At 74.2% G+C, this 18334-nt stretch carries 17 protein-coding genes; 11 read left to right on the top strand and 6 right to left on the bottom strand.

All coding sequences use genetic code 11. The features are described from left to right. Positions 1–48: 48 nt before the first annotated feature. Complete coding sequence (locus tag IQ279_RS26780) at positions 49–1008, bottom strand: NACHT N-terminal Helical domain 1-containing protein (protein ID WP_206351908.1); 960 nt, start codon at positions 1006–1008, stop codon at positions 49–51. A gap of 288 nt (positions 1009–1296) precedes the next feature. Here IQ279_RS26780 and IQ279_RS26775 point away from each other — a divergent pair, with 288 nt between their 5' ends. After that, the gene (locus IQ279_RS26775; protein WP_206351907.1) at positions 1297–1746 is read left to right on the top strand and encodes a VOC family protein; all 450 of its coding nucleotides are present in this window, start codon (positions 1297–1299) and stop codon (positions 1744–1746) included. Between the two features lie 68 nt (positions 1747–1814). Here the strand turns inward: IQ279_RS26775 and IQ279_RS26770 are convergent, their stop codons facing one another. Both IQ279_RS26770 and IQ279_RS26765 read right to left on the bottom strand, forming a co-directional pair. Continuing rightward, positions 1815–2777: an iron-sulfur binding domain-containing protein gene (locus IQ279_RS26770; RefSeq protein ID WP_206351906.1), complete on the bottom strand. Its 963-nt coding sequence runs from the start codon at positions 2775–2777 to the stop codon at positions 1815–1817. 147 nt (positions 2778–2924) lie between these two features. Continuing rightward, positions 2925–3578: a phosphatase PAP2 family protein gene (locus tag IQ279_RS26765; RefSeq protein ID WP_206351905.1), complete on the bottom strand. Its 654-nt coding sequence runs from the start codon at positions 3576–3578 to the stop codon at positions 2925–2927. 227 nt (positions 3579–3805) lie between these two features. Between IQ279_RS26765 and IQ279_RS26760 the strand changes: the two genes are divergently transcribed. Next, positions 3806–4621: a hypothetical protein gene (locus IQ279_RS26760; RefSeq protein ID WP_307792556.1), complete on the top strand. Its 816-nt coding sequence runs from the start codon at positions 3806–3808 to the stop codon at positions 4619–4621. Between the two features lie 100 nt (positions 4622–4721). On the opposite strand, the gene disA is transcribed toward IQ279_RS26760, so the two are convergent. Together disA and radA are read right to left on the bottom strand one after the other, a co-directional pair. After that, positions 4722–5822 carry a DNA integrity scanning diadenylate cyclase DisA gene (gene disA, locus IQ279_RS26755; RefSeq protein ID WP_372445249.1) on the bottom strand — a complete coding sequence of 367 codons (1101 nt, stop codon included), beginning with the start codon at positions 5820–5822 and terminating at the stop codon, positions 4722–4724. Between the two features lie 60 nt (positions 5823–5882). Further along, positions 5883–7325 (bottom strand): DNA repair protein RadA, encoded by a 1443-nt coding sequence (gene radA, locus IQ279_RS26750; protein ID WP_206351902.1) that lies wholly within the window; start codon positions 7323–7325, stop codon positions 5883–5885. A gap of 276 nt (positions 7326–7601) precedes the next feature. Here radA and IQ279_RS28585 point away from each other — a divergent pair, with 276 nt between their 5' ends. After that, on the top strand, positions 7602–9248 hold the full coding sequence (locus IQ279_RS28585) for a BACON domain-containing protein (RefSeq protein ID WP_206351901.1): 1647 nt from the start codon (positions 7602–7604) through the stop codon (positions 9246–9248). 200 nt (positions 9249–9448) lie between these two features. Here the strand turns inward: IQ279_RS28585 and IQ279_RS26740 are convergent, their stop codons facing one another. Then, positions 9449–10354 (bottom strand): DUF3109 family protein, encoded by a 906-nt coding sequence (locus IQ279_RS26740; RefSeq protein WP_372445248.1) that lies wholly within the window; start codon positions 10352–10354, stop codon positions 9449–9451. A gap of 66 nt (positions 10355–10420) precedes the next feature. On the opposite strand from IQ279_RS26740, the gene IQ279_RS26735 reads away from it, so the two are divergent. The 8 genes from IQ279_RS26735 to proC all read left to right on the top strand — a co-directional run bounded on the left by IQ279_RS26735 (position 10421) and on the right by proC (position 18107). Continuing rightward, complete coding sequence (locus IQ279_RS26735) at positions 10421–11362, top strand: Ppx/GppA family phosphatase (RefSeq protein WP_206351900.1); 942 nt, start codon at positions 10421–10423, stop codon at positions 11360–11362. Between the two features lie 75 nt (positions 11363–11437). Then, a complete protein-coding gene (locus IQ279_RS26730; protein WP_307792555.1) occupies positions 11438–12262 on the top strand; it encodes a sugar phosphate isomerase/epimerase family protein in 825 nt (274 codons plus the stop codon). Then, on the top strand, positions 12259–12981 hold the full coding sequence (locus IQ279_RS26725; RefSeq protein WP_206351899.1) for a TetR/AcrR family transcriptional regulator: 723 nt from the start codon (positions 12259–12261) through the stop codon (positions 12979–12981). Before IQ279_RS26730 ends, IQ279_RS26725 begins: the two co-directional genes overlap by 4 nt. Before the next feature lie 131 nt (positions 12982–13112). Further along, on the top strand, positions 13113–14951 hold the full coding sequence (gene ilvD / locus IQ279_RS26720; RefSeq protein ID WP_206351898.1) for a dihydroxy-acid dehydratase: 1839 nt from the start codon (positions 13113–13115) through the stop codon (positions 14949–14951). Positions 14952–14997: 46 nt separating this feature from the next. After that, positions 14998–15504 (top strand): hypothetical protein, encoded by a 507-nt coding sequence (locus IQ279_RS26715; protein WP_206351897.1) that lies wholly within the window; start codon positions 14998–15000, stop codon positions 15502–15504. 150 nt (positions 15505–15654) lie between these two features. Beyond that, positions 15655–16431: an ABC transporter ATP-binding protein gene (locus tag IQ279_RS26710; RefSeq protein ID WP_206351896.1), complete on the top strand. Its 777-nt coding sequence runs from the start codon at positions 15655–15657 to the stop codon at positions 16429–16431. After that, on the top strand, positions 16428–17165 hold the full coding sequence (locus IQ279_RS26705; protein ID WP_206351895.1) for an ABC transporter permease: 738 nt from the start codon (positions 16428–16430) through the stop codon (positions 17163–17165). The genes IQ279_RS26710 and IQ279_RS26705 overlap by 4 nt, the downstream gene beginning before the upstream one ends. Positions 17166–17294: 129 nt before the next feature. Beyond that, the gene (gene proC / locus IQ279_RS26700) at positions 17295–18107 is read left to right on the top strand and encodes a pyrroline-5-carboxylate reductase (protein WP_206351894.1); all 813 of its coding nucleotides are present in this window, start codon (positions 17295–17297) and stop codon (positions 18105–18107) included. Positions 18108–18334 lie beyond the last annotated feature (227 nt).

Raw genomic sequence — 18334 nt, 5'->3', positions numbered from 1 at the left:
GCGCGTGGGCGTGAGAGGGCGTCCGGGCCGCCGCAGGCGGCGGCCGGCTCAGCGCGCGATGATCCGGATGCCCTCCGGGACCCCGCCGACCCGGGGCAGCCGCGGGTTCACCCGGATGGTGTGCAGCCGCGGAAAGGCGCTCAGCCACCCCATGTCCACCCCGAGGTCGTAGGCGAGCCACAGGTGTGTGAGCCGGTCGCGCACCGTGCCGTGCAGCAGTTCCTCCGGAGTGAAGCCGCCCGCGATCTGGATGCGGTCCCGGCCGCCCATGTCGCGCAGCGCCGGCTGCCCGGAGGATCCCTCGACGGGGGTGGCGAACTCGGCGCCAAGGCTCAGGTAGGTGGCGTCCAGCGGCCAGCTTCCGGGGGCGTTGGGCAGGTCGATGCCGTGGATGGTCAGACGGTTGTGCCGCCGGACGAGGAAAGCGGCGTACTCCTCCTCGAAGGCGAGGTCCTCGGGGGAGGGTCGGGGGCGGCGCACGGCGTCGGCGTCGTTGAGGTCGACGAGCTGCCGTATGCGGTGGCTCTGCTCGGCCAGGCACCCGGCGATGTACGGCGAGTGGCGGACCAGGAAGTGCAGGATGTGCAGGCACACGTTGTCCAGCAGCTGGTCGTGGAACCAGGCCTGCTCGCCGGTCAGCTCCCGGTCGGCGCCGGGGACGGCCCGGCGCAGCCGCCGCGCGCAGTCCTGCGGCCCCATGCGGACGGCCGCCACGTCGTCGAGGTCCAGCTCGCCCAGTGCGGTCAGGGTCCGCCCCAGCACCAGGGCCACGGGCCGGTCGGCCGGATCCTCCGGCGTCCTGCCGCCGCCGCCCGGCCGGGCGAGCCGCACCAGCTCCCGTGCGATCCGCGCCACGTCGTCGTACGTCCGCCCGGGCCGCAGGCCCCGGAACGACACCAGCCCGGCCACCAGCCGTGGGCCGTCGCAGGCCGGCGGGAGGTCGGCGAACAGCTCGCGGATCAGGGGCGCGGCCCTGTTCGAGGGGATTCTCGCGACGGCTTCTTCCATTCGGCCCTCCCCCGACGGCCCTGCTGTTTGGCGATGCGGTCCGGCGGTGTTGTCCGCTGTGGTCCGCGGCGGTGTGTGACGGGCGGCCGGGCGAGCGCTCGCTCCACCCGCCCCACCCGCTCCCCAGGCTAGGCCAACTCTCCTGACACGTAAGGGTTTTCGTAGATCGCACCGCGGCGCCGCCCCACACTGTGGACGGACCGCCGCGCACGGCGCGATCCTGGAGGGACGGGCCGGTGGGCGTGCTGCCCACGGTGGCACCGCACGTCCGCGACCACGGGAGGCACCATGATCAAGGGTCTGGCCGCAGCCACCGTCTGGTCCACCGACCAGGAGCGGGATCTGAGGTTCTTCACCGAGAAGCTCGGCTTCGAGGTACGCGGCGACGTCACCGAGGACGGAACGCGCCGGATCACCGTCGGGGCCAGGGACCAGCCCGACGTCGGGCTGACGCTGGTGCCGGCGTACGGCCCCGGCATCGACCCCGAGTCGGCCCGGGCGCTGGCCGGTCTGGTCCGCCGGGGAGTCCTGGGAGTGGGCGTGCTGCGGACGGACGACTGCCGCTCCGCGTACGAGTGGCTGGTGGAGCGGGGCGTGGAGTTCCTCCAGGCGCCGAGTGAGGGGCCGCACCGCACCGAGGCGGTCTTCCGGGACGAGTCCGGCAACCGGTACTCGCTGACCGAGGAGCGGGCGAGTGGGCCGGTTCCGAGCCGGGAGTGGTCGGAGGTGTGCGACTGATCCCCGCACCCCGCCCCGCCGTACCACGGCGGGGCGGGGTGCGGCGGTCACGGCCGCCGCACCCCGCCTCACACGGTCGGGACCCGCCCCTGGGGCAGCCGGTAGACGCCGTTCTCCAGCGGCTCGACCAGCCCGTCGGCGACCAGTCCGTCCAGCGCGCGCGCCCGCTGCACCGGCTCGTCCCACACCGCGTCCAGCGCGGCCTGCGGCACCGGTCCCACGGCCTCGCGCAGCACGGCCAGCAGCCTGCCGCGCACCTGGCGGTCGGTGCCCGCGTAGCTCTGGCCGCGGCGCGGGGGGCCCTCGTGCGCGGGTGAGCCGGCGCGGCGCCAGGCGCACAGGTCCATGACCGGGCAGTTCTCGCAGTCCGGTTTACGGGCCGTGCACACCAGGGCACCCAGTTCCATCGTGGCCGCCGCCCAGCGCGCCGCCGTCGTGTCATCCTCGGGCAGGACGGTCCGGGCGAGTCTGCGTTCGGCGGCGGTGGTGGCGGTCGGGGGGAACTCGCGGCCGCCGAAGGCGCGGGCGAAGACCCGCCGGACGTTGGTGTCCAGCACCGCGTGCCGCTGCCCGTAGGCGAAGGAGGCCACGGCCGCGGCCGTGTACTCGCCCACCCCGGGCAGGGCCAGGAGCTGTGCGTGTTCCTTGGGCACGTCGCCGCCGTGCCGTTCCGTTATGGCGGCGGCGGCGCCGTGCAGCCGCAGGGCCCGGCGGGGATAGCCCAGCCGGCCCCAGGCTCGCACCGCCTCGCCGGGCGGTTCGGCGGCCAGGTCGGCGGGGCGCGGCCAGCGGGCGAGCCACTGCTCGTACACGGGCAGCACCCGGCTGACGGGCGTCTGCTGGAGCATGAACTCGCTGACCATCACGCCCCAGGCGCCCGCCTCGGGGCGGCGCCAGGGAAGGTCGCGGGCGTTCTCGCCGAACCAGTCGATGACCGGTCCGTGGAGGTCGGAGGGGGCGGGGGAGTCGGGGGGAAGGAGGCCGGTCGCGGTCAGACCGGTGGCGCTGTGCTCGGATGTGGTCGCAGTCATGGCACTTCCGATCCTGACACGGAGGGGCGCGACGGCGAAGCGGCCCGCGCCGATGGGCGGCAGGCACCACCCGTCCCGATGTGTCCCTTTCGTTCGAGGGGAGTGCCGTCCGGCCCCGGCGCGGACACGGATCGGGGCGACCGTCGCCTACGAGGCGGGGCTGGTGTAGCCGAGCCTGGTCCGCACCCGGTCCGTCAGCGCGGTCGCGGGCCCGGCCGCCGAGCGGGTCACCAGCAGTACCGCGGCCGCGCCCAGCAGCGCGCCCGCCACCACGTCGTGCGGGTAGTGCACCCCGAGGAACACCCGGGAGAAGGCCGTCAGCACGGCCAGCGGCAGCGCCAGCCAGGCCGTCGCCCGCCAGGTCAGTACGACGGCCACCGCCGCCGCGGCGGCGATGGTGGCGTGGTTGCTGGGGAAGGACCAGTCGCCCGGCTCCGGACAGGGGGCGATCGGGGTCGGCGCGCCCGCCACGGCACGGCACGGCCGCTCCTCCCGTACGACCAGCTTGACGGCCTCGCTGACGCCGTACGCCACCGCCACCGCGGCCCCGCCCAGCAGGGCCCGCGCGAGAACCCCCGGCTCGGCGCGCCGCACCCGCCAGCACGCCGCCGCCAGCAGCGCGGCGAGGATCAGCGGCCCGCCCTCGGTGCCGTACTCGGCGAGCGAGTGCATCCAGCCCGGGGTGTCGTGCGCGAAGCCGGTGACGTCCAGGTAGAGGTCGCTGTGGAGGCCGTCCGGGGGAGTGCCCGGGGCGGAGTCCGGGGGAGCGCCGGGGAGATCGCTTCGAAGATCACTGCTCATGCGTGAACGGTACGGAAGGGAAGTGCCCGGTCACTCCCCGCGACAGCCGGGTGTCACCCCTGACGATCGCCAGGTCTTGCCGAGCCGTTCATCATAAAAGTTGGTCTTCTGCGCGGCGGGTAAGACCGTATGGGGCACATGATGTCTCGTAAGGTTTGCGCGTGGGATCTCTGCGCAATCCGGTTGGGCCCCTTCCCTCCACCATCTACTGGAGGCGAAGGGCGGTCGTGCTTGCGCTCCTGCTGGTCCTGGCACTGCTCGCCATATGGGCCGTCAGGTCCGGGGGGCCGGGCGGAGGCGGCGGGAGCGACCAGGGCGGGAAGCAGGGCGGTGGTGAGGTGCCGGGCACCATCACACCCGGGCCGTCCTCGTCCGAATCCCTGATCAGCGAACGCCCCGGTGGGCGCGAGGAGTCCGACGGCGGCACCGGCGGACCGGGAGGATCCGGCGGATCCGGCGGCTCCGGGGGCGGCACGGGAGGATCCGGCGGCTCCGGGTCCGGCGGCGGAGGCGCGGACGGCGAAGGCGAAGACGGCGCGAACGGTTCCGGTTCGGGCGGTGCGGGCTCCGCGGGAGCGGGCGGTGGCTCCGCCGGCGCCGTCTCGGGCGGGGTCGAGGCCGTGCCGGCCGACTCCACCCTCCCCGACTGCCGACCCGGCTCGGTCGAGGTGACACTGGACAGCGAGAAGAACCGGTACGCGCCCGGCGAGAAGCCCGTCTTCCGGCTGACCGTGCGGAACGAGGGCGGCGGCGCCTGCAAGGTCGACTTCGGCACCGGTGCCGCGGCCTTCACCATCGTCGAGGCCGAGGACGGCGACGAGAAGGTCTGGAAGTCCGAGCACTGCCCGAAGGGTGCCCGTTCGGCCCTCTACAAGGTCCCGGCGGGCGGTACGGCAGTCCGCGTCCTGGAGTGGGACCGCAGGCACAGCGAGCCCGAGTGCGGTACGCCGGGCGCCGAGGCGAAGGCCGGCACCTATCTGGTCGAGGCCGAGGTGGAGGGCCTGGAGAAGAAGCGCGTCTCGTTCGTCCTCGCCAAGGACTGAACCGGGGACCGGACCGCCCCCGCAGCCGGTGGGTCCGGGCGGTTCGGAGCAGGACGGGCCCGGGCCGCGGTGTCCGGCACCCGGCGGCGGCGCGGACGCGTCAGACGTACCGCTCCAGGATCGAGGACTCCGCCAGCCGCGACAGGCCCTCGCGGACCGACCTGGCCCGCGCCTCGCCCACCCCGTCGACGGTCTGCAGGTCGTCCACGCTCGCGGCCAGCAGCTTCTGCAGCCCGCCGAAGTGTTCGACCAACCGTTCGATCACGGCGTTCGGCAGCCGCGGCACCTTCGCCAGCAGGCGGTAACCGCGCGGCGAGACGGCCGAGTCCAGCGTCTCCGGCGACCCGCTGTACCCCAGGGCCTTGGCGACCGTGGGCAGTTCGAGCAGCTCGGTGTGGGTCAGCCGGTCCAGCTCGGTCAGCGCCTCGCCGACGGTACGGGACCGCTTGGCGGTCGGCTCGGGCACGTAGTCGCGGGCGACCAGCTCGCGCTCGGGCTCCACGCCCGCGATCAGCTCGTCGAGCTGGAGGGAGAGCAGCCGCCCGTCCGTGCCCAGCTCCACCACGTACTCGGCGATCTCCGTGGCGATCCGCCGCACCATCTCCAGCCGCTGCGAGACGGCGGAGACGTCCCGGACCGTCACCAGGTCCTCGATCTCCAGCGCGGAGAGCGTGCCCGCCACCTCGTCCAGCCGCAGCTTGTAGCGCTCCAGCGTGGCCAGCGCCTGGTTGGCCCGGGACAGGATCGCCGCCGAGTCCTCCAGCACACGCCGCTGGCCGTCCACGTACAGCGCGATCAGCCGCATCGACTGGCTGACCGACACCACCGGGAAGCCGGTCTGGATCGACACCCGCTGCGCGGTGCGGTGCCGGGTGCCCGTCTCCTCCGTCGGGATCGAGGCGTCCGGCACGAGCTGTACGCCCGCCCGCACGATCTTGGTGATGTCCTTGTCGAGGATCAGCGCGCCGTCCAGCTTGCACAGCTCGCGCAGCCGCGTCGCGCTGAACTCCACGTCCAGCACGAAACCGCCCGAGCACAGAGCCTCGACGGTCCTGTCCATGCCCAGGACGATGAGCCCGCCGGTGTTCCCCCGCAGCACGCGCTCCAGGCCGTCGCGCAGGGCCGTACCGGGCGCGACCGCGCTCAGTGAGGCGCGCAACAGGCCGTCGGCGCCGGTTGCTGCCCGGTCGTTGGCTGCCACGGCACTCCTTCGGGTCATGCGTACGTACGGGCGAGACCAGGGCAAAGTCTACCGGCGGTGTCAGCCCTCGTGTGGCGTGCTCCGATCGGCCCCGTCGCGGTCGGCCCGCCCGGACCGCTCGGACCGGGCCGGCCGGGCGGGCAGGACCCGCAGCGCCTCCCCTATGTCCGCCACCTCCCGCACCCGCATCCCCTGCGGCACCTTGCCCGGATCGGTGGGCACCAGAGCGTGGGTGAAGCCCAGCCGCGCCGCCTCCGCCAGCCGTCGCTGCACACCCGTCACCCGCCTGACCTCACCCGCCAGCCCCACCTCGCCGATGGCCACCAGGTTCTTCGGGAGCGGCGTGTCGCTGGCGGCGCTGGCCAGCGCGAGCGCCATCGCCAGATCGGCGGCGGGCTCCGACAGCCGCACCCCGCCGACGGTGGCGGTGTAGACGTCCCGCTTGCCCAGCGCGTTGATCCGGCCCCGCTGCTCCAGCACGGCCAGCATCATCGACACGCGCGAGGTCTCCAGCCCGGACGTGGTGCGCCTGGGGGAGGGGATCTGCGAGTCCACCGTCAGCGACTGCACCTCGGCCACCAGCGGGCGGCGGCCCTCCAGGGTGACGGTCAGACAGGTGCCGGGCACGGGCTCGTCCCGGCGGGTGAGGAAGAGGCCCGACGGGTCGGCCAGACCGGTGATGCCCTCGTCGTGCAGCTCGAAGCAGCCCACCTCGTCGGTGGCTCCGTAGCGGTTCTTCACACCGCGCACCAGCCGCAGCCGGGCGTGCCGGTCGCCCTCGAACTGCAGGACCACGTCCACCAGATGCTCCAGCAGGCGCGGACCGGCGATGGCGCCGTCCTTGGTGACGTGGCCCACCAGCAGCGTGGACATCCCGCGTTCCTTGGAGGCCCGGATCAGCGCTCCGGCCACCTCCCGCACCTGCGCCATGCCGCCGGGCGCGCCGTCGATCTCGGGGGAGGCGACCGTCTGCACCGAGTCCAGGACCAGCAGTGAGGGCTTCACCTCGTCCAGATGTCCCAGGACGGCCGACAGGTCCGTCTCGGCGGCCAGGTACAGGTGGTCGCTTATCGCCCCGATCCGGTCCGCCCGGAGCCGCACCTGCCCGGCCGACTCCTCGCCGGTGACGTAGAGCGTGCGGCGGTCGGCGTCGGCCGCCTTGGCCGCGACGTCCAGCAGGAGCGTGGACTTGCCCACCCCCGGCTCGCCCGCCAGCAGCACCACCGCGCCCGGCACCAGCCCGCCGCCCAGCACCCTGTCCAGCTCCGGCACGCCCGTGCTGCGCGCGGTGGCCACCTGCCCGTTCACCTGGCCGATGGGCAGCGCGGGGGACGAGACCCGGCCGGGCGCGGTGGTGCGGACGGCCGGGGTGCCGCCGGTCTCCTCGACGGTGCCCCAGGCGTGGCACTCCGGGCAGCGGCCGAGCCACTTGGCGGTGGTGTAGCCGCACTCGGTGCAGCGGTAGGCGGGGCGGTCCTTGGCGGACGACTTGCGGGCAGCCATGGGCCTCACGGTAGCCGGAGCCTGTGACATCCGGGCCCGGGCGGGCACGGGGCGGGCACGGGGTGGTACGCGGAGCCGTGCGCGAGGCGGACGCGGAGCAGGCGGGTGGAGGGGCGGACGCCGCGCCGGCCCGCCCCCCCCGTGCGCCCTCGCGCACCCCCCTGTCACCCTCCACTGAGCGTTTGTGCGTTTTACCGCAGATCGTCACCCGTAGGGGTTAAACCCACGCAAGCATCACCAGCGATGCCCGGCCTTCCGCCTACGGTCGGCTGGGTGATGAGCACTCGGCGCGAGCACCCCACGCACACCACCGGCGTACACCGGGCGCACCGTGGCACGCACCGCGCCGCGGCCCGGCCGCCGGTGCCCGTCGATCCCTACCGGGACCACCTGGACGGGCTGTTCACCTACTGCCTGTCCGTCATGTGCGAGCACGAGGCGGCGGTCTCCGTCCTCGGCGAGGCCCTGGCCGTCGCCGAGCGGCAGCGCCGCCGCGGCCGCACCCCCGCCGACACGGCACTGCACCGGCCCTGGCTGTACGCGCTGGCCCGCTGGGCCTGCCTGCGGCTCCTGGCCGAGCGCCGGGGCGTCCGCCCCGAGCCCCCGGAACTCCCCGGCCCCCTGGCCACCGCACGCCGCCGCGAGCTGGCCGCGCTCGCCTGGCCGGAGGCCGCCGGCACCGGCCCCGAGCAGCGCGAGGCCCTGGAACTGGCCGTACGCCACCACCTGCCGGTCCACGAGGTCGCCGCCGTCCTCGGCACGGACCACGACGGCACCGAGCTGCTGCTGTCCAGCGCCGCCTGCGAGGTGGAGCGCACCCGCACCGCGCTCGCCGTCGTCGACCGGGGCGGCTGCCCGGCCGTCGCCCGGCTCGCCGGGGACCGGGAGGTGCTGCTGGGCAGCGCGCTCCGCCGGGAGCTGGTGCGGCACGTGGACGAGTGCCCCGAGTGCCGCCGTACCGCCGAACGGGTACTGGCGGGCGGCCCGTGGCCGGGCACCGCCCCCGCGGACGTCGGCGCGCTCACCGTGCTGCCCGCCCCGCGGGCGGACGTGCACGCCGCGATGCTCGCCGCGCAGCGCGCGCGGGTCCAGCACACCCCGCGCTTCGACCGGCGAGGTTTCCCCGTCACCGTCCGCGACCGGGCCGAGCGCTTCGACCGGCTGCGCAGCCGCGCGGTGACCACCACGGTCGTCGCCACCGTCGTGGCCGCCCCGCTGCTGGCGCTGTGGGCCGCGTACCGCGGCGCGCCGCCGGTGGACGGCGGCCCGGGCGCCCCCGTCCCGGCCTCCGAGCGGCAGGACCCGGGCAGTGCGTACGGCGGCCCCCGGGGCGACGGGAGCCGGACGGGGGGCACCGGCTCCTCCCGCGACGGATCCGGCGTCCGCGTCGACGTGGCCGGCGCGGACACCGGGGAAGGGCGGGACGCCCCGTCCTCCGGCACGGAAGGCCCTGACGGGGCGGACGGGGCGGGCGAGGAGGGCCCGTCGCGCGGGGACACCGGCACGGGGCCGGGCCGGCTGACGGTCGAGGCCCAGCCGTCCGGGGACGCCACCGTCGTCACCCTCGTGGCCTCCGGCGGCTCCCCGGTCGACTGGACGGCCTCGGCGGACGCCTCCTGGCTGCGGCTGGACCGTACGCACGGGACACTGCGGCCGGGCGAGTCGGCCGCCTTCACCGTCACCGTGGACCGGTCGCGGGAACCGGCCGGCGCGTGGACCGCGCGGATCTCGATCGCCCCGGCGAAGGCGCTGATCACCCTGCGCGGGCACGGAGCGGAGGCGCCTACCCGGCCGCGCCCCTCCGAGCCTCCGGAGCCGGAGCCCGGGCCGTCCGAGCCGCCCGCGCCCGAACCGACCCCCGAAGCGCCGTCGAGCACACCGCCGGCGGAGTCCTCGCCGCCCCCGGCGGGGCGGCCGGACTAGTGCCGCGTCGGCCAAGGCTCACCCCGCTCGCCGCCCCGGCACGCACCCCCCGGCCTCCGGCCGTCCTGCGATCGCGTCCCCTCGGCCCTGCGGGCCCGGAGAGGCCCAGCACCTGGGGCTCCAACGGCCGGAGGCCGGGGGAGCCCCGCTACCGGGCAAACCCTGACTGACGCGGCACCGGCGTCCGCGCAGGCCGGGGTTCACCCCGGCATCGTGTGCCCCGGCTCCGCGCGCCCCGGCTCGGTACGGCCCGCGGGCGGCCCCGCGGCACCCGCGGCGGGACCGCCCGCGGGCCCGTCCGCCGGATGCGGCGCCACCAGCGGCAGCTCCGAGGCCAGCCGCTCCTCGCACAGCTCTGCCAGCCGCGCGTACCCGGCCGGCCCCATCAGCTCCGTCAGCTCCGGCCGGTACGAGACGTACACCGGCTCGCCGGCCCCGTGCGCCGACGGCGCGCCGGTGCACCACCAGTGCAGGTCGTGCCCGCCCGGGCCCCAGCCGCGGCGGTCGTACTCGCCGATCGACACGTACAGCCGCTGCTCGCCGTCCGGCAGCTCCACCCACTCGAACGTCCGCCGGACCGGCAGCTGCCAGCACACGTCCGGCTTGGTCTCCAGCGGCTCGCGCCCCTCCTTCAGGGCCATCGTGTGCAGCGCGCAGCCGATGCCGCCGGGGAAGCCGGGGCGGTTGAGGAAGATGCACGCGCCCCGGTGCAGCCGGGTCTGGCGCTCGCCGTCCTCGTTCACCTCGACCCAGCCGCGCCCGGAGGAGCCCTCCGCGTGGAACTGCCAGCTCTCGGGCGTGAGCCGCGCCACGTGCGCCGCCACGCGCTTCTCGTCGTCCTCGTCCGAGAAGTGCGCGCCCAGCGTGCAGCAGCCGTCGCTCGCGCGCCCCGCACTGATGCCCTGGCACCCCTGGCCGAAGATGCAGCCCCAGCGGGAGGTCAGCCAGGTCAGGTCGCACCGGAACACCTGCTCGTCGTCCGCCGGGTCCGGGAACTCCACCCACATCCGGGCGTGGTCCAGTCCCACCTCGTCGCCCGCGGCCCGCCGCCGCTCCCCGCCCGTGTTCGCCTCTTTGCCCGGCTTCGCCGTTTTCGTCTTCGCCACGCACACAGGGTATGCACCCCGGGCCGGGCTCCGGACCACCGTCCCGCCGCAGTAGCGTGGCCCCCCATGAGACTCGGTGTCCTCGACGTGGGTTCCAACACCGTTCACCTGCTGGTGGTGGACGCACACCGGGGTGCCCGCCCCCTGCCCGCCTACTCCCACAAGGCGGAACTGCGCCTGGCCGAACTCCTCGACGAGGACGGCTCCATAAGCCCGGCGGGCGTCGAGAAGCTCGCCGCGACCGTCCGGGAGGCGATGGTCGTCGCCGAGGACAAGGGCGTGGAGGACCTGCTGCCGTTCGCCACCTCGGCCGTACGGGACGCCGCCAACGCCGACCATGTGCTGGAGCGGGTCGCCGCCGAGACGGGCGTGGAGCTGAAGGTGCTCTCCGGCGAGGACGAGGCCCGGCTGACCTTCCTCGCCGCCCGCCGCTGGTTCGGCTGGTCGGCCGGACGGCTGCTGGTCCTGGACATCGGCGGCGGCTCGCTGGAGATCGCGTACGGCATCGACGAGCAGCCCGACGCCGCCGCCTCGCTGCCGCTGGGCGCCGGCCGCCTCACGGGCTCCTGGCTGCCCGGCGACCCGCCCGACCCGGCCGACGTCCGCGCGCTGCGCCGCCATGTGCGGCACAAGATCGCCCGGGTCGTCGGGGACTTCAGCCGGCTGAGCGCCCCCGACCACGTGGTGGCCACCTCCAAGACGTTCAAGCAGCTCGCCCGGCTGGCGGGCGCCCCCCGCTCCGCCGAGGGGCCCTACGCGCAGCGCGAGCTGGTGCGCGCGTCGCTGGAGGAGTGGGTGCCCAAGCTGGCCGCCATGCCGGCCGCCGAACGCGCCGCCCTCCCCGGCGTCTCCGAGGGCCGGGCCAGGCAGCTGCTGGCGGGGGCGCTGGTGGCGGAGGGCGCCATGGACCTGTTCGGCGTGGAGCGGCTGGAGATCTGCCCCTGGGCGCTGCGCGAGGGCGTCATCCTGCGCCGGCTGGACACCCTGTCCGGCAACGGGACTCCGTGACCTTCCCCACACCCCGGCCCGCGGGCCCCGCGACGACCCCCGTAACGCGCTCCCGGTCGCCGTAGGCTGTTGTGCGTGGTCGATCCAGAGCTGTCCCTCCCGGCACCGAAGGTCGCCCTCTCCACGGCCTCCGTCTACCCGGAGACCACGGCGACGGCCTTCGAGATCGCCGCACGCCTCGGTTACGACGGGGTGGAGGTGATGGTGTGGACCGATCCGGTCAGCCAGGACGTCGAGGCGCTGCGCAGGCTCTCCGACTTCCACGGCGTCCCGGTCCTCGCCGTCCACGCCCCCTGCCTGCTGATCACCCAGCGCGTGTGGTCCAAGGACCCCTGGACCAAGCTCCAGCGCTCCCGCGAGGCCGCCGAGAAGCTGGGTGCGGGCACGGTCGTGGTGCACCCGCCGTTCCGCTGGCAGCGCTCCTACGCCCGGGAGTTCATCCGCGGCGTGTGGCGGATGGCGGACGAGACCGATGTCCGCTTCGCCGTCGAGAACATGTACCCCTGGCGCTACCGCGACCGCGAGATGCTCGCCTACGCCCCCGCCTGGGACCCGACCGAGGACGACTACCGCCACTTCACCCTCGACCTCTCCCACACCGCCACCGCCCGCAACGACACCCTGGCGATGGTGGACCGCATGGGCGACCGCCTGGCGCACATCCACATCGCCGACGGCACCGACTCCGCCAAGGACGAGCACCTCGTCCCCGGGCGCGGCGACCAGCCGTGCGCGGAGGTCCTTGAGCACCTGGCGGTGAGCGGCTTCGACGGGCACGTGGTGGTCGAGGTCAACACCCGCCGGGCGATGTCGTCGGCCGAGCGCGAGGCCGACCTCGCCGAGGCCCTGGCCTTCACCCGCCGCCACCTGGCCTCCGTGCCCCGGAAGGCCGGACCGTGAGCGGGCAGGACGCCGACGCACGGGCCGCACAGCCGGCACAGCCCGCGAAGGACGCCGAGGGCGCCCGCCGCCCCGCCCGCCGCCGCGGCCGCCCCGCCTCGGCCGACCGCGCCGCGGCCGGGGAGGCGGCCCGCGACCGCATCCTGGCCTCCGCCCGCGCGGAGTTCGCCGGGCGCGGCTACGACAAGGCGTCCATCCGCTCCATCGCCCGCGGCGCCGGGGTGGACCCGGCCCTGGTCCACCACTACTTCGGGACGAAGGAGCGGGTCTTCGAGGCCGCCGCCGAGGTCTCCTTCGCCCCCGCAGCCGAGGGCCTGGGCCACCTCGCCCCGCACGGCCCCGACGGCCTCGGCGAGGAACTCGTCCGGTTCTTCCTGGGCGTCTGGGAGAACCCGGCCAGCCGAGCGCCCCTGCTGGCCGTCGTCCGCTCGGCGCTCAGCAACGAGACCGCCGCCCGGATCCTCCGCGGCATGGTGACGCGGCAGCTGATGGCCCGGGTGGCGCGCCGTCTGGACGCCCCGGACCGGGAGCTGAGGGTGGAGCTGGCCGCCGCGCAGCTGGTGGGCACGGCGATCATGCGGTACGTCCTGGAGATCGAACCGCTGGCCTCCGCGGAGCCCGAGGAGCTGGTCGCCCGCCTCGCCCCGGCCGTCCAGCACCATCTGACCGGGTCCGCCGCACCTGCCGCACCCGCCGGCGAACACCCGCGCGGAGAGTGAATCAAGCGCCCCTCATGTCTTACGATCCGGACTTTTCGTCCAGATCTTGAGCGGGAGGCGTACGCTCGGCAGCCATGGCCCGAAGACCGCGCCCGACGGTCTTCCCACGGTTCACGAAGGAGTGGAGCACCATGCCCCAGCTGAGGTCCCGCACCGTCACCCACGGCCGCAACATGGCGGGCGCCCGCGCCCTCCTGCGGGCCGCCGGCGTAGCGCGCGAGGACTTCGGCAAGCCGATCATCGCGGTGGCCAACAGCTTCACCGAGTTCGTGCCCGGGCACACCCACCTCCAGCCGGTCGGCCGGATCGTCAGTGAGGCGATCAAGGAGGCGGGCGGCGTCCCGCGCGAGTTCAACACCATCGCCGTGGACGACGGCATCGCCATGGGACACGGCGGCATGCTCTACTCCCTGCCCTCCCGCGACCTGATCGCGGACTCCGTGGAGTACATGGTCGAGGCCCACTGCGCCGACGCCCTGATCTGCATCTCCAACTGCGACAAGATCACCCCGGGCATGCTGATGGCCGCGATGCGCCTGAACATCCCCACGGTCTTCGTCTCCGGCGGGCCGATGGAGTCCGGCCGCACCACCCTCGTCGACGGCACGGTCCGCAAGCTCGACCTGATCAGCGCCATCGCCGACTCCGCCAACGACGCCGTCTCCGACGAGGACATGGCGCTCATCGAGGAGAACGCCTGCCCCACCTGCGGCTCCTGCTCGGGCATGTTCACCGCCAACTCGATGAACTGCCTCACCGAGGCCATCGGCCTCTCCCTGCCCGGCAACGGCTCGGTGCTGGCCACCCACACCGCCCGCCGGGCGCTGTACGAGAACGCCGGCCGCACGGTCGTGGAGATCACCGGGCGCCACTACGAGCAGGACGACACGACCGTCCTGCCGCGCGCCATCGGCTCCCGCGCCGCCTTCGAGAACGCCATGGCCCTGGACATCGCCATGGGCGGCTCCACCAACACGATCCTGCACCTGCTCGCCGCGGCCCAGGAGGCCGGGCTGGACTTCGGGCTGACCGACATCGACGCCATCTCGCGCCGCGTGCCGTGCCTGTCCAAGGTCGCGCCCAACGGCTCGTACTACATGGAGGACGTCCACCGGGCCGGCGGCATCCCCGCCATCCTGGGCGAGCTGTACCGCGCGGGCCTGCTCAACGAGGACGTCCGCACCGTCCACTCCGACTCCCTGGCCGAATGGCTCAAGACCTGGGACATCCGCGGCGGCTCCCCGTCGCCGGAGGCCGTCGAGCTGTTCCACGCCGCCCCCGGCTGCGTCCGCTCCGCCAGCGCCTTCTCGCAGTCCGAGCGCTGGGAGTCCCTGGACACCGACGCGGCCGGCGGCTGCGTCCGCGACGTGGAGCACGCCTACTCCAAGGACGGCGGACTGGCCGTACTGCACGGCAACCTCGCCGCCGACGGCTGTGTGGTGAAGACCGCCGGCGTCGACGAGTCCATCCTGACCTTCACCGGACCGGCCGTGGTCTGCGAGTCGCAGGAGGAGGCCGTCGAGAAGATCCTCGGCAAGCAGGTCAAGGAGGGCGACGTCGTCGTCATCCGCTACGAGGGCCCCAGGGGCGGCCCCGGCATGCAGGAGATGCTCTACCCGACCTCCTTCCTCAAGGGCCGGGGCCTGGGCGCCAAGTGCGCGCTGATCACCGACGGCCGCTTCTCCGGGGGCACCTCGGGCCTGTCCATCGGCCACGCCTCCCCGGAGGCGGCCGCGGGCGGCACCATCGCCCTGGTCGAGGACGGCGACCTGATCAGCATCGACATCCCCGCACGCACCATCGAGCTGAAGGTCGACGAGGCCACCCTCGCCGCCCGCCGCGAGGCGCTCGGCGGCCAGTACGCGCCGGCGGCGCGCGACCGTAAGGTCTCCGCCGCCCTGCGCGCCTACGCGGCCATGGCCACCAGCGCCGACAAGGGCGCGGTGCGGGACGTCACCAAGCTCGGCTGACCCCGCCCCCGGCGGCTCCCGGGCGGCCGCCCGCATAATCGACACCATGAGCGAGAAGCGGGAGCGCCCCGAGCCCGAGCCGATCCGGTTCTACGGCACCACCTGGGTGGACCACTCCGGTGGCTACCTCCTGCGCCGGATCGCACTCGGGCTCGGGGCGCTGCTGCTGGCCGCCGCCGGGGCCTGGGTACTGCGGCTGGCGTACGAGGGCAGCACCTTCGCCGAGGGCGGCGTGATCGGCGTCCTGCTCGTGGTGGCCCTGGCCGTGTCCAGTTCCATGGCCTTCAGCCGCACTCTCACCGATTACACCCGCGAGCCCGGCCAGGCCCGCCCCGACGACGCGGCGATGCGCCCGGTCAAGATGATCGGCTTCCTCGGCGTCCTGCTCGCCTACGCCGCGCGCAGCCTGGTCGAGGCCCCCGGCGAGAAGCTGCGGCGCGCCGAGTACGACCGGGCCGTCGCGCGGCACGAGCGCCGTGGCGCCGCCCGTGCCGCGCGACGCGGCAACCCGGCCGTGCGCCGCGGCTCCGGAAGGCCCGGCCGCAGGCGCTGAGGAAGCCGGGAGCGGGCCGAGGCGCCCACCCCGGGACACCACCCGAGACACCGCCGGCAACGCCCCCCGTCCGTCCCGGACGGGGGGCGTCGGCATGTCAGGGCCCGCCCCGCTTGACGCCCGACACCGCGCGGGAGCAATATTCAACACATGATGAATTCCATTGCGGGGCCGGCCGTCAGAGCCGACGGCCTCACCGTCGTCCGCGGTGGCCGCACCGTCGTCGACGGCCTCTCATTCGACGTCCCGCGCTCCACCGTCACCGGCCTGCTGGGCCCCAGCGGCTGCGGCAAGACCACCCTGATGCGCGCCATCGCCGGCACCCAGGCGAAGGTCACCGGCACCCTCGACGTGCTCGGCCGGCCGGCCGGAGCCGCACCGCTGCGCTCCCGCGTCGGATACGTCACCCAGGCCGCCTCCGTCTACACCGACCTGACCACCCGCCAGAACCTGGAGTACTTCGCCTCCGTCCTCGGTCTGCCCCGCACCGACCGCCGCGCACAGGTCGAACGCGCCCTCACCGACGTCGACCTCACCACCCACGCCGACGCCCTCGCCGGCAACCTCTCCGGCGGACAGCTCTCCCGGGTCTCCCTGGCCGTCGCCCTGCTCGGCTCCCCCGCACTGCTGGTCCTCGACGAACCCACCGTCGGCCTCGACCCCGTCCTCCGCCGCGACCTGTGGAGCCTCTTCCACCGCCTCGCGGCCGAACGCGGCACCACCCTGCTCGTCTCGTCCCACGTCATGGACGAGGCCGACCGCTGCGACCGCCTGCTGCTGATGCGCGCCGGCCGCCTCCTGGCCGACGGCACCCCCGACGCCCTGAGGGCCCGCACCCGCACCCGGACCGTCGAGGACGCCTTCCTCCACCTGGTCGACACCGCCAGGGAAGAGGACGAGAAGACCGAAGAGGAGGGGAGCCGGTGAGCGCGCTCCGGACCCTGGCCACCGCCCGCCGCGTACTGCGCCAGCTCGCGCACGACCCCCGCACGATCGCGCTGCTGCTGCTCGTCCCCGTGCTGCTGACGGTCCTGCTGTACTACGTCTACGCCGACGACCGCGAACTCTTCGACCGCATCGGAGCCTCGCTGCTCGGCATCTTCCCGATGATCACGATGTTCCTGGTCACTTCCATCGCCACCCTGCGCGAACGCACCTCGGGCACCCTGGAGCGCCTGCTGTCCATGCCGCTGGGCAAGGCCGACCTGATCCTGGGCTACGCACTGGCCTTCGGCCTGCTGGCCGTCGCCCAGGCGGCCCTGGCCACCGGGGTGACCATCTGGTTCCTGGACCTGGACTTCGCGGGCTCACCCTGGCTGCTGCTGCTCATCGCCCTGCTCGACGCACTGCTCGGCACCGCGCTGGGCCTGTTCGTCTCCGCCTTCGCCGCCACCGAGTTCCAGGCCGTCCAGTTCATGCCCGCGCTGATCCTCCCGCAGCTCCTGCTCTGCGGCCTGCTCACACCGCGCGACACCATGCAGCCCGTCCTGGAGGCCGTCTCGAACGTCCTGCCCCTGTCCTACGCGGTGGACGGCATGAACGAGGTCCTGCGCAGCCCCGACGTCACCGGCGACCTCGTCCGCGATATCGCGATCGTCGCCGGAAGCGCCCTGCTCGTCCTCCTCCTCGGCGCGGCCACCCTCCGCCGCCGCACCCCTTGACCGCCAGATGGACGAACCGGCGCAGCCGCCGCCGTGAGTGCGAGGATTGCAGCGCAGCACGCGCGCGCACATACGCAAGCGCAGCACGCACGCACGCACGTACCGGACCCGGACAAGGTGAGCTGTCCCATGACCCAGAAGATCGCCGTACTCGGAACCGGCAAGATCGGCGAGGCCCTGCTGTCGGGCATGATCCGCGCCGGCTGGTCCCCGTCCGACCTCCTGGTCACCGCCCGCCGGCCGGAGCGCGCCGAGGAACTGCGCTCCCGCCACGGCGTCACCGCCGTCACGAACGCCGAGGCGGCCAAGACAGCCGACACGCTCATCCTGGCGGTCAAGCCTCAGGACATGGCGGCTCTTCTCGGCGAACTGGCCCCTCATGTCCCCGCCGACCGCCTGGTCGTCAGCGCGGCCGCCGGAATCCCGACGGCGTTCATCGAGGAACGCCTCGCCCAGGGTGTTCCGGTCGTCCGCGTCATGCCCAACACCCCGGTACTGGTGGACGAGGGCATGTCCGTCATCTCGGCCGGCACACACGCCGGCGAGGCCCACATCGTCCGCACCGAGGAGATCTTCCAGCCGGTCGGCAAGACCCTGCGCGTCCCGGAGTCCCAGCAGGACGCCGCCACGGCGCTCTCCGGCTCGGGTCCGGCGTACTTCTACTACCTGGTGGAGGCCATGACCGATGCGGGCATCCTGCTCGGCCTCCCCCGGGACAAGGCGCACGACCTGATCGTCCAGGCGGCCGTGGGCGCCTCGGTGATGCTCCGGGACAGCGGTGAGCACCCGGTCAAGCTCCGCGAGGCGGTCACCTCCCCCGCGGGCACCACGATCAGTGCCATCCGCGAGCTGGAGCGCCACGGTGTAAGGGCCGCGCTCATCGCGGCCCTGGAAGCGGCCCGGGACCGCAGCCGCGAACTGGCCTCCGGCGGCAACGGCTAGGGCTGTTTGATGGACCGCTCACGGTCGTGTAATCTTCTCCGAGCTGCCACGGAGTCGATCCGACACCGGGCAGCTCTTCTGTCGCCTTCGGCGGCGACCACTCACTTGGTGTGAATCCCTTCCGGGGGTGAATTGCGGCGTGCCGCAATTCCGGTCCGGGTGGCTCGATTAGGAGCCGGACGGGAAATCCGCTACGGTGGTGGAAGCGCCGGAAACGGCGCGGAAGA

It is taken from the genome of Streptomyces verrucosisporus, assembly GCF_017114865.1.
Lineage (GTDB): Bacteria > Actinomycetota > Actinomycetes > Streptomycetales > Streptomycetaceae > Streptomyces > Streptomyces fenghuangensis.
Note: the sequence above shows the minus strand (reverse complement) of the source record. Positions and strands in the feature narration are given on the sequence as shown.

Excerpts from the sequence above, each read along its gene's own strand:
- IQ279_RS26710 (WP_206351896.1), top strand. The coding sequence starts at position 15,655 with ATGATGAATTCCATTGCGGGGCCGGCCGTCAGAGCCGACGGCCTCACC.
- IQ279_RS26735 (WP_206351900.1), top strand. The coding sequence starts at position 10,421 with ATGAGACTCGGTGTCCTCGACGTGGGTTCCAACACCGTTCACCTGCTG.
- IQ279_RS26775 (WP_206351907.1), top strand. The coding sequence starts at position 1,297 with ATGATCAAGGGTCTGGCCGCAGCCACCGTCTGGTCCACCGACCAGGAG.
- proC (WP_206351894.1), top strand. The coding sequence starts at position 17,295 with ATGACCCAGAAGATCGCCGTACTCGGAACCGGCAAGATCGGCGAGGCC.
- IQ279_RS26765 (WP_206351905.1), bottom strand. The coding sequence starts at position 3,578 with ATGAGCAGTGATCTTCGAAGCGATCTCCCCGGCGCTCCCCCGGACTCC.
- IQ279_RS26715 (WP_206351897.1), top strand. The coding sequence starts at position 14,998 with ATGAGCGAGAAGCGGGAGCGCCCCGAGCCCGAGCCGATCCGGTTCTAC.
- IQ279_RS26770 (WP_206351906.1), bottom strand. The coding sequence starts at position 2,777 with ATGACTGCGACCACATCCGAGCACAGCGCCACCGGTCTGACCGCGACC.
- ilvD (WP_206351898.1), top strand. The coding sequence starts at position 13,113 with ATGCCCCAGCTGAGGTCCCGCACCGTCACCCACGGCCGCAACATGGCG.
- IQ279_RS26780 (WP_206351908.1), bottom strand. The coding sequence starts at position 1,008 with ATGGAAGAAGCCGTCGCGAGAATCCCCTCGAACAGGGCCGCGCCCCTG.
- radA (WP_206351902.1), bottom strand. The coding sequence starts at position 7,325 with ATGGCTGCCCGCAAGTCGTCCGCCAAGGACCGCCCCGCCTACCGCTGC.
- IQ279_RS28585 (WP_206351901.1), top strand. The coding sequence starts at position 7,602 with ATGAGCACTCGGCGCGAGCACCCCACGCACACCACCGGCGTACACCGG.